The following is an 8,965-nucleotide window of genomic DNA, read 5'->3' on the forward strand; positions in this document are numbered from 1 at the left end:
GGTCGACTTCCGGGGACAGAAGCGGACGAACGCCAGCCATGGCTCGACCACCGATCCCGACGCACGGCTCTACAGGAAATCCCCCGGCACCGGGACGATGCTGTGCTTCATCGGACATGCCCTGATGGAAAACCGGTCGGGCCTGATCGTGCAGGGCGATCTTACCCGGGCCGATGGCCGTGCCGAACGCCGCGCGGCGCTCGACATGATCCACCGCCATTCCCCCGGCTCGACCCGCAGGCTGACGCTGGGCGCCGACCGCGGCTTCGACGCCGCAGGCTTTGCGCCAAGCCTGTGTCACTCCGCATGTCGCGCAGAGATCGAGACATTCGGCGATCGAGGGCCGAACGACCCGGCACCCGGGCTACGCCCGATCCCAGCGCCACCGCAAGCGCATCGAGGAAGCCTTCGGCTGGGCCAAGACCGTCGGCGGCATGGCCCAGACCGTCTATCGCGGCCTCGAGAAGGTGCGCTCCCGCTTCATCCTCACCATGGCCGCCAACAATCTCGCCCGGCTCCCGAGGCTGCTGGCTGCCTGAAGGCGCAGGGCGATAGCAGGCATGGTGCCTGCTGAAACAGGCGCACGACTCCAGGCCGCTACACAAGCGAAGAGGAAAACATCCCGGCGGCGCGGCTATTTCAGCACCCTGCGAGTGCCCAGATGCGAGAGCCCGGGCACCCGGATGCAGAGCCGTATCTGCACCAGTCGCGTCGCATGGTATGGGGACCATCAAGGTCAATCGGCGAAAGGCCAACGCACGAGGAGATCGTCCTTCGGACAGCCGCTGAAGCCCGCAATCAGATTACACGAGGCAAGTCGGAGCCCTTACAAGACGGTAATAGCCTTGTCGGCCAGGCAGGCAGCGGCGGCGACGGACGGGCGGCATGGTGCGGGGTATGGACAGTATCCGTATGCGGCGTGGCAGAACGGAAATGGCCCTGCCCCAACGTCGGAGCAGAGACCAAAGCCGCGCGCACCACCAAGGGCGCGCGCTTTCGCAATTACGCCTTGGGCACGATGCGGGACAGGCGGTCGCCGTCGGGATCGTCCTTGCCGCGCGCCTTGTTCACCCAGAACACCGTGCCGTCCGGCGCGACGACCAGATGATTCGGGAAGGAGCCGCCAGCCAGATTGGCCTCGATCGCGCCGGTGGCGGCATCGAGCACGGTAACCGTGTCGGAAGTGCGGTTGACCACGAACAGCTGCCCGCTTGCGGCGTTGAAGGCCACATTCAGCGTGCCGGCACCGACCGGCGTGTCGAACAGCACCGCGCCGCTTTCACCGTCGATGGCGATCACGTTGTCGCTGCCCTGCGAGGCCACGAAGACCCGCCCGGTCGCCGGATCGAAATCCACGCCCGAAGGCGTCTTCGCGCCGGGCAGTGCAAGGATCTTCACCTCGCCCGAAGCCAGATCGATGCGGGCCAGTTCCGGCGTGCGCAGCGAGACGGTGTAAAGCCGGCCGGCCTTTTCATCCAGTGCGAGGCTCATGGTGGCAAACTGCTCGCCGCGCCGTTCGGATTCCACCGCGAACCCGTCCAGCTTTTCCAGGGTCCGGGTATCGAAAGCCTCGATCCGGCTGCGATGGGTGCTGACATAGGCGCGGCCGCGGGCGGCATCGATCACCACGTCGCGCGGCTTTTCGACCGAGCCTGCCTCGAACTGCCTGACCAGCGACAGGTCGTCCTGGGCATAGACCGCGACGGCGTTCTGGCGGGTATTGGTGACCCAGACAGTGCCGTTCGTATCATCGACCGCGATGCCGAAGGCACCGAAATCGCCCGGCGCGACCTCGGCCAGAACCTCCAGCGTCGCGGCGTCCAGCTTCATGATGCTGGATGAGCCCTCGGGCGGGCGACCCATGGCCGAAGCAACGAAGATCGTGCCGTTCTGCGCACTATGCGCGACCTGATAGACGCCGGGCGCGACCTTGACGGAATTGACCGCAAAACCCTCTGCCCCCGAAAGCGGCACCTGGGGCGAGACTTTCAACTCGGCCACACCGGCCGAATCCGGGCCCTCTGCCTGGACCACGACCGGATGCAGGCCCGCCGCCCTACGAGGACGGCACCAGCGAGCGGGTCAACCTTGGCGGCAGGTTCGGCTGGAATCCGGCCACGAACCAGTCCGTGGAGCTGGATCTATGGGGCAGCCGCTTGCGCCTGCGCGGCAATGCGCCCGACCCCGCCGCCTTCGATACCCGGATACGCGACCGGGGAAGCAGCCTGACCCATCGCCTGCGCTGGGGCGAACGGGCCGAGACCGTATCCTTCCTGTTCCGCGAAACCACGGATTTCGATGCCGGCAACCAGAGCGGCCATGAGGCGCTGACCTTCAGCACCCGCTCGTCCCTGCCCTGGGGACGGCATCACCTGACCTTCGGGCTTGAGCAACGGCGCGAACGCACGCGGCACGACCCCGACCGCCTGCCCGATTCCGCCGTCACCGATCTCGATCGCTGGCACCGCGCGCTTTATGGCGAGGGCAGGTTCGCGCTGTCCTCCGACCTGACCCTGACCCTTGGCCTGCGCCATGACCGCAACGAGAAATACGGCGCGCAGCTGACGCCCAGGGCCTATGCGGTGTGGCGCCCCCTGCCCGGCCTGACCGTCAAGGGCGGGCTTGGCAGCGGCTATCGGGTGCCCGCGTTGAAACAGGCCGACGACGATGTCTGGGAGCCCTCGGGCGGCGACGGCCGATCCCGCGACCAGGGCAACAGCGCCCTGAGGCCCGAGCGGAGCAGGAATTACGAACTCGGCCTGATCTGGGAGGCGCCGGGCGGCATCCAGATCGGGGCGACCGCGTTTTACACGCGCTTCCGGGACCGTATCGGCCGTGCCGACCTGTGCCGCACGCCGGCGGGTCAGGCCCCCTCCTGCGTGCTGAACGGCGCGCATCATGTGGCGGTCACGCAATACTGCAACGAAGGCGAGGCCCGGCTGCGCGGTGCGGAACTTACGCTCGACATCCCGTTGGATGACATGACGCTTTCGGCGAATTACACATGGTCGGATTCAAGGATCACCAGCGGCCCGAACACCGGGCGGCCGTTTCACAACCTGCCCCGGCACATGCTGAACCTGAGCCTGGACTGGCAGCCGGACGAGGCGCTGAACCTTTGGGCGCGCGCGCGTTACCGCAGCCGATCCGAGGCGCTTGGACGGAGCGCCGGCCTGCAAAGCCATCTGATCGTCGATCTTGGCCTGGACTATCGCCTGCGCGACGGCGTGACCGGCACGCTCGGCATCTACAATGCCGCGGATGTGGTGCCGGATGAAAACGCCGTGGATGGGCGGCGGCTCCATATCGGGCTCGGCACGTCGTTCTGAGCCGTCAGCGCCTAGCGCCGGTATGGCGGCAGCTCGATCCATAGCCCCATGGATTGCATGGTCAGGACCGAAGCGGCGGCCATGCTGGCCCCGACGACGACGCCGAACACCAGCGTGGATGCAAGGACGGTTTCATATGGCATGCTCAATTCCTCCAAATCATGAGCGGTGCCCCTCTGCGCACTTGTGAACCAACGCAGGAGCGAAAAGCGGTCGGCAGAAAATCGCCGTCATGCCCATTTCGGCGGCGCCGCCCAAGCGCGGGAAGTGAGCCGGACATGGTGCCCGATTGCCGTCCGAAAGCCGCGAACCGCGAGGGTGCCGCGATGACCGGCAAGATACGGCGCCGGGAACCACCCGCCCTGCCCCGGGTTCGGCCTGAGACCGATCCGACCGAAAGGGGCGCGACATGACCGAAGAGCCCGAATTCTCGCTGGGCGTCGAAGAGGAATACCTGCTGGTCGATGCCGAGACCGGCGACTTGCGCGAAGCGCCCGATGCGCTGATGGAAGCCTGCAAGGCCGAACTGGCCGACCAGGTCGGCCCCGAATTCCTGCGTTGCCAGATCGAGATCGGCACCCCGGTCGCCGCCGATGTGGCGCAAGCGCGCGACCATCTGGCGCGGCTGCGCGGCAGCATCGCGCGCCATGCCGCCGAATTCGGGCTGGCGCCGATCTCGGTCGCCTGCCATCCGGTCGCGGACTGGCGCGCGCAGGGCCGCACCGACAAGGACCGCTACAACCAGATCTCGCAAGAGATGGGCGGCGTCGCGCGGCGCATGCTGATCTGCGGCATGCATGTCCATGTCGGCATCTCCGACAAGGACATGCGGATCGACCTGATGAACCAGTTCTCGTGGTTCCTGCCGCATCTGCTGGCGCTTTCGGCCTCAAGCCCGTTCTGGCTGGGCGAGGATACGCTGCTCGCCTCATACCGCACCACGGTCTTTGCCGGCTATCCCCGCACCGGCCTGCCGCCGCGCCTGGGCAGCTGGGCCGAATTCGACCGTTCCGTCGAGATGCTGACCGAGACGGGCATCATCCAGGACGCCAGCAAGATCTGGTGGGACCTGCGCCCCTCGGCCCGCTTTCCCACGCTGGAAACCCGGGTCTGCGACGCCTGCCCCCGGCTTGACGACGCGATTACCCTGGTCGCGCTGGTGCAGGCGACGCTGCGCATGCTGTGGCGGCTATCGCGGCAGAACCTGCGCTGGCGGCAATACGACAACTTCCTGCTGGGCGAGAACCGCTGGCGAGCGACACGCTATGGGTCGACCGAGGGGCTGATCGACTTCGGCAGCCGCCGCATCCTGCCCTTCGACGAGATCGCCGAGGGTTGGCTGGCCGCCATCGCCGAGGATGCCGATGCGCTGGACAGCCAGCCCGCGGTGGCCGGGCTGCGCGACATGATCGCCCGCGGCAGCGCGGCCGAGCGGCAGCGCGCGCTTTTCGCCTCGGCCATTACCGCCGGCGCCACGCCGCAAGAGGCCTTTCGCAGCATCGTCGGCTGGCTGATCGACGAGTTTCGCCGCGACCTGTGAGCCGGGCCGCAAGGGCGGCGGATTTCCGCACCACCCCGGAACAAAGCGCCGCGGCACGGGTTCCGTCCCCCGACACTCGTGAACCGGAGGAAAAGCGATGCGCAATCATCTCGTGGCCCTTGGCTTTGCCCTGCTGCCGATATCGGCCCATGCGCAGGATGCGAAGGCGACCTTTCTCGACCGAGAGGGACAAGAGGCCGGATCGGCGGCACTGACGGCCACGCCGGGCGGCGTGCTGATCGAGGTCGAGGCGACCGGGCTGCCGGCAAGCAACTGGGTGGCGTTCCACATCCACGAGACGGGAAGCTGCGATCACGGCACCGGACACGAATCCGCCGGCGGGCATTTCAACCCCTCGGGCGCGCCGCATGGCGTGCTGTCCGAGGGCGGCCCCCATGCCGGCGACATGCCCAATATCTGGGTCGATGCCGAGGGCACGGCCCGCGCGCAGGTCTTCAACCCGATGGTGACGCTGGCCGACGGCGACAATGGGATCAAGGGCCGGGCGCTGATGATCCATGCCGGGCCCGACGACTACCAGACCCAGCCCACCGGCGCTGCCGGGGACCGGCTGGCCTGCGCGGTGATCGAATAGGCCAAGGTCGGCCAGCGGCGGGCGGGGCCTCAGCCCGGCGCGCCGTGGCCTGCGCCCAGATGGCGCATCCGCGTGCGCAATTCGCAGCGCAGCCCGGCGGGATCGTGCGAGATCGCGCTTTCGCCCATGAAATCCTGCGCCAGCACATGCTCGATGATGAGCGAGCCGAAGCCCTTGCCGGCAGAGGCGGCGACGGGCGGCCCGCCGGATTCCGCCCAGAGCAGCCGGAACGGGTCGTCGCTGCCGGGTCGCCCGCCGCTCCAGCTCAGATCGACGACCCCGGTGGGCACCGAAAGCGCGCCGTATTTCAGCGCATTGGTCGCCAGTTCGTTGATGGCAAGCGCCAGGGTCAGCGCCTGTCTTGCGGACAGCTTGACCGGCGGGCCGGCGATGCGAAAGCGCCGCTGCCCGGTGCGAAACGGCGCCAGCGCCTGCGCCACCACCTGCCCCGTCTCGGCATCCAGCGCACCGGAATCGGTCAGCAGCGATTGCGCCTGGGCCAGCGCGCCGATGCGCTGGCGCAGGACTTCGCGCGCATCCTTGCCGGAATGGCTGTGCAGGGTCTGGTTGACGATGGCCGAAACCACGGTCAGCGTGTTCTTGATCCGGTGGCCGAGTTCGCCGTTCACAAGGCGCAGTTGCCGGCTGGCCTCGACCTTGCCGGTGGTCTCGATCACCGTGTCGATCATGCCGCGCACCACGCCGTTCTCGTCGCGGATCGGGCTGTAGCAAAAGGTGAAATGGCATTCCTCGGGATAGCCGTAGCGGTCGATGACCAGCCGGAAATCCTCGATGAAGGTCGCCTCACCGGCATAGGCGCGCTCGGCGATGGGGCCGATCTCGGCCCAGGCCTCGCTCCAGACATCGGAGAAGGACCGGCCGAGCACGTCGCCCTTGTCGCCCAGGATCGGGCGGAAGGCGTCGTTGTGCAGCGTGACCAGTTCCGGCCCCCAGACGATGCATTTGGGGAATTTCGAGTTCAGCGCCATTCCCAGCGCGATCTTGAGCGCCGAGGGCCAGCCGTCGGGCGGACCCAGCGGATTGCCGGACCAGTCATGTTGGCGAATGGCCCTGCCCATTTCGCCGCCGCCATCCAGGAAATGCACCGACCCCGCCATCATCCCTCCCGCCCACGCCGCGTTTTCAAGCCGTTGCCGCACGGTTCCCGGCAATGCAAAACAGCGCAACGCGGGAATCCGCCCGGCGGTTTCCCATCCGATCACCAGCCTGGCAGCGGACGGCCAGAACGTCCCGCCCCCACTCGGCCATTGCGGCGGAACGATTCCGCCGCTGTCCGGTTCGTGATGAAGAGCCCCGATCACGCCAGGCCCGCTTGCCATGCAGGAAACCCTCCGCTTCGGCCCCCTGCCGCCCGAGACGCTGCATCTTTGCATCGACATGCAAAGACTGTTCGCGGCCGGCTCGCCCTGGGCCGTGCCATGGATCGAAAGGATCCTGCCCGGGGTCGCGGCGCTGGTCGCGGCACGGCCCGAACGCACGCTCTTTACCCGCTTCATCCCGCCCGCCCGGCTGAAGGCGGCACCCGGCGCCTGGGCACGCTATTATGCGGAATGGCCCGAAATGCTGCGCGAGCGGCTGGACAGCCAATGGCTGGAACTGCTGCCGGAACTGGCGCGGCACGTCCCGCCCGCCCGGGTGGTCGACAAGCCGGTCTATTCGCCCTGGCATGACGGCAGGCTGAACCATTTCCTGCGCGGGGCGGGCATCTCGACGCTGGTCGTCACCGGCGGCGAAACCGATGTCTGCGTGCTGGCCACGGTGATGGGTGCGGTCGACCTGGGTTATCGGGTGGTGCTGGTCAGCGATGCGGTCTGCTCCTCGACCGACATGGGCCACGACGCGGCGATGACGCTCTATCGCACCCGGTTCTCGCAGCAGATCGAGACCGCGCCGCTGGCCGAGCTGCTGGATGCCTGGCCTGCGGGATAGGGTGCCTGCGGGACAGGGCCGGGAACAACCCGGCCGGTCGGCAAGTTCCTTTCATGGCCGCAGACGAGGGGCCGCTCGACATAGCCAAAGGAGCTTCCAATGTCCGCACCACGCACCGATCTGGAAAAGCAGAAACGCCATCACCTCGTCCCGATCATCGGGATCATCGCGGTGGTGCTGATCGCGCTGGCGGGGTTCGTCTGGTGGTTCGACGACGAGACCAGCGATCCCGAGATACCGGGCGAAGTCCCGGGCCCGGTGGACGAAATCACTGAGCCGCCCGCACCCGCCACCGGAACCGCGCCCGTGGCCGAACCCCCTGCACCGTCGCAATGAGCATCGTGCCGCGCCGCATCCCCGCCTGACCCACGCAAGGATCGCAGGCCCCGCCAGGAGATCATGCCCTGCACCGCCCCGGCACTTCTGGCGCAGCGCCGGGGCGGTGCCGGCTGGAGTGGGCGCTGTAGAAAGGAAAGGGGCACAGGCCGCAGCAGCCTGTGCCCACAGGAACCTTCAATCCTTGTGCTCGGGCTTGCCCTTGTGCCTGGTGCCGGCAAGCTCCTCCAGTTCCTTCTCGCTCATCGATTCATACATCTGCTTCGATGGCTCGCGCTGATCGCCCTTGCGGGTCTCGCCGCGCTTGGCGGCCAGGGCTGCGCCCGCCGCCTTCTGCTGCGCCTTGGACTTGGCTGGCATGTCGTTACCCTCCGAAAATTGGCGAAAGCGAGGCTGCAGCAGCCTCATTCCCCGCCATTGGTCGCGCGGTCGTTCTGCCGGGCCTTGCGATCCCCCGCCTCGCGGTTCTCGCCGCCGGCATTGGGCTCGTTCGACCTTTGCATCTGCTTGGGGTTCAGCACCGGATCGGCATTGCCCATCTTCAGCGCCTGAGCCCGCTCGCGCAGGTGGAACTTCTCGTTTTCCGCTTTCGGATCAAATTTCTCGCCCATGGGAAAATCCTCCTTCTCGGCACGGCCGGCCCCTGGAGGGGCCGATCGTGCGGGGGTCAGTCCCGATGTTCCGGCATCTGCTTCAACTCGTCCTTGGTCCAGCGCGAGACGGCATGGACGCTGTTGCTGCCGTCGCGCATGAAATCCAGATCGCGGGCGGCAAGGGCGACCGGTTTCGAGCCGATCCCCAGGAATCCGCCGACATCGATGACCACCACGGCCTCGCCTCCGACGCCGTGGACATGCGAGACATGGCCGATCCTTTCGTCGCCCGGACCATAGATGGTGGCGCCGGTCAGCGCGGCCTCGGTCAACTCGTTCTCGTTCAGGCGGGTATGCGTGGCATGGTCCATTCCATGTCCTCCTCTGCTTGTCCGGTTGAGGCTCCCCCAACAGCCCAGAGGCGCATATGTTCCATAACGCCGGCGTGAGGGCCGGTTGTTTCGGCAGCCCCGCTTCCAGTGCGGATCTTTCGGTCCATTCTGGTGTTTTTGTGTCTATTTCGTCTGCATAGCGGTTATTGCTGTTGCGTTTACGATGTCCTGGACCGAGCAGGCGCGCGAGAGGTCGTTTGCGGGTTTTGCGAGGCCTTGCAGGATGGGTC

12 protein-coding genes and 1 pseudogene are annotated in these 8,965 nt (G+C 67.2%); 6 read left to right on the forward strand and 7 right to left on the reverse strand.

Features of this window, described 5'->3' with window-relative positions; all coding sequences use genetic code 11:
* A pseudogene (locus QPR87_RS23140) lies at positions 1 to 539 on the forward strand (transposase); the annotation flags it as partial.
* Positions 540 to 1,002: 463 nt separating this feature from the next.
* Here the strand turns inward: QPR87_RS23140 and QPR87_RS23145 are convergent.
* Complete coding sequence (locus QPR87_RS23145) at positions 1,003 to 2,001, reverse strand: Vgb family protein (RefSeq protein WP_285051526.1); 999 nt, start codon at positions 1,999 to 2,001, stop codon at positions 1,003 to 1,005.
* Between the two features lie 20 nt (positions 2,002 to 2,021).
* Here QPR87_RS23145 and QPR87_RS23150 point away from each other — a divergent pair, with 20 nt between their 5' ends.
* Positions 2,022 to 3,329 (forward strand): TonB-dependent receptor domain-containing protein, encoded by a 1,308-nt coding sequence (locus QPR87_RS23150; RefSeq protein ID WP_285051532.1) that lies wholly within the window; start codon positions 2,022 to 2,024, stop codon positions 3,327 to 3,329.
* Positions 3,330 to 3,340: 11 nt separating this feature from the next.
* Here the strand turns inward: QPR87_RS23150 and QPR87_RS23155 are convergent, their stop codons facing one another.
* Entirely contained in the window at positions 3,341 to 3,472 is a 132-nt protein-coding gene (locus QPR87_RS23155) for a hypothetical protein (protein ID WP_260155519.1), read from the reverse strand.
* Between the two features lie 266 nt (positions 3,473 to 3,738).
* On the opposite strand from QPR87_RS23155, the gene QPR87_RS23160 reads away from it, so the two are divergent.
* Both QPR87_RS23160 and QPR87_RS23165 read left to right on the forward strand, forming a co-directional pair.
* Entirely contained in the window at positions 3,739 to 4,869 is a 1,131-nt protein-coding gene (locus tag QPR87_RS23160) for a carboxylate-amine ligase (protein ID WP_285051527.1), read from the forward strand.
* Positions 4,870 to 4,966: 97 nt separating this feature from the next.
* Positions 4,967 to 5,464, forward strand: a complete 498-nt coding sequence (locus QPR87_RS23165; protein ID WP_285051528.1) for a superoxide dismutase family protein — start codon at positions 4,967 to 4,969, stop codon at positions 5,462 to 5,464.
* Positions 5,465 to 5,493: 29 nt separating this feature from the next.
* Here the strand turns inward: QPR87_RS23165 and QPR87_RS23170 are convergent, their stop codons facing one another.
* Positions 5,494 to 6,582, reverse strand: a complete 1,089-nt coding sequence (locus QPR87_RS23170) for a sensor histidine kinase (protein WP_285051529.1) — start codon at positions 6,580 to 6,582, stop codon at positions 5,494 to 5,496.
* Between the two features lie 220 nt (positions 6,583 to 6,802).
* On the opposite strand from QPR87_RS23170, the gene QPR87_RS23175 reads away from it, so the two are divergent.
* Together QPR87_RS23175 and QPR87_RS23180 are read left to right on the forward strand one after the other, a co-directional pair.
* Positions 6,803 to 7,414, forward strand: a complete 612-nt coding sequence (locus QPR87_RS23175) for a cysteine hydrolase family protein (RefSeq protein ID WP_230999005.1) — start codon at positions 6,803 to 6,805, stop codon at positions 7,412 to 7,414.
* A 99-nt stretch (positions 7,415 to 7,513) separates the two neighbouring features.
* Positions 7,514 to 7,750, forward strand: a complete 237-nt coding sequence (locus QPR87_RS23180; RefSeq protein WP_285051530.1) for a hypothetical protein — start codon at positions 7,514 to 7,516, stop codon at positions 7,748 to 7,750.
* 177 nt (positions 7,751 to 7,927) lie between these two features.
* On the opposite strand, the gene QPR87_RS23185 is transcribed toward QPR87_RS23180, so the two are convergent.
* The 4 genes from QPR87_RS23185 to QPR87_RS23200 all read right to left on the reverse strand — a co-directional run.
* Complete coding sequence (locus tag QPR87_RS23185) at positions 7,928 to 8,110, reverse strand: DUF3008 family protein (RefSeq protein WP_285051531.1); 183 nt, start codon at positions 8,108 to 8,110, stop codon at positions 7,928 to 7,930.
* A 44-nt stretch (positions 8,111 to 8,154) separates the two neighbouring features.
* Entirely contained in the window at positions 8,155 to 8,361 is a 207-nt protein-coding gene (locus QPR87_RS23190) for a hypothetical protein (RefSeq protein WP_041529871.1), read from the reverse strand.
* 56 nt (positions 8,362 to 8,417) lie between these two features.
* Positions 8,418 to 8,714, reverse strand: coding sequence for a photosystem reaction center subunit H (locus QPR87_RS23195; RefSeq protein WP_041529872.1), 297 nt, complete (start codon positions 8,712 to 8,714; stop codon positions 8,418 to 8,420).
* A gap of 144 nt (positions 8,715 to 8,858) precedes the next feature.
* The coding region (locus QPR87_RS23200; RefSeq protein ID WP_285051253.1) for a phosphate acyltransferase at positions 8,859 to 8,965 on the reverse strand (107 nt) is incomplete at its 5' end.

It is taken from the genome of Paracoccus sp. SSJ (genome assembly GCF_030234105.1).
Classification (GTDB): domain Bacteria; phylum Pseudomonadota; class Alphaproteobacteria; order Rhodobacterales; family Rhodobacteraceae; genus Paracoccus; species Paracoccus denitrificans.

Bases quoted from the DNA above. Each gene is read 5' to 3' on its own strand.
- QPR87_RS23155 (WP_260155519.1), bottom strand. From the start codon at position 3,472: ATGCCATATGAAACCGTCCTTGCATCCACGCTGGTGTTCGGCGTCGTC.
- QPR87_RS23160 (WP_285051527.1), top strand. From the start codon at position 3,739: ATGACCGAAGAGCCCGAATTCTCGCTGGGCGTCGAAGAGGAATACCTG.
- QPR87_RS23165 (WP_285051528.1), top strand. From the start codon at position 4,967: ATGCGCAATCATCTCGTGGCCCTTGGCTTTGCCCTGCTGCCGATATCG.
- QPR87_RS23170 (WP_285051529.1), bottom strand. From the start codon at position 6,582: ATGGCGGGGTCGGTGCATTTCCTGGATGGCGGCGGCGAAATGGGCAGG.
- QPR87_RS23175 (WP_230999005.1), top strand. From the start codon at position 6,803: ATGCAGGAAACCCTCCGCTTCGGCCCCCTGCCGCCCGAGACGCTGCAT.
- QPR87_RS23180 (WP_285051530.1), top strand. From the start codon at position 7,514: ATGTCCGCACCACGCACCGATCTGGAAAAGCAGAAACGCCATCACCTC.
- QPR87_RS23185 (WP_285051531.1), bottom strand. From the start codon at position 8,110: ATGCCAGCCAAGTCCAAGGCGCAGCAGAAGGCGGCGGGCGCAGCCCTG.
- QPR87_RS23190 (WP_041529871.1), bottom strand. From the start codon at position 8,361: ATGGGCGAGAAATTTGATCCGAAAGCGGAAAACGAGAAGTTCCACCTG.
- QPR87_RS23195 (WP_041529872.1), bottom strand. From the start codon at position 8,714: ATGGACCATGCCACGCATACCCGCCTGAACGAGAACGAGTTGACCGAG.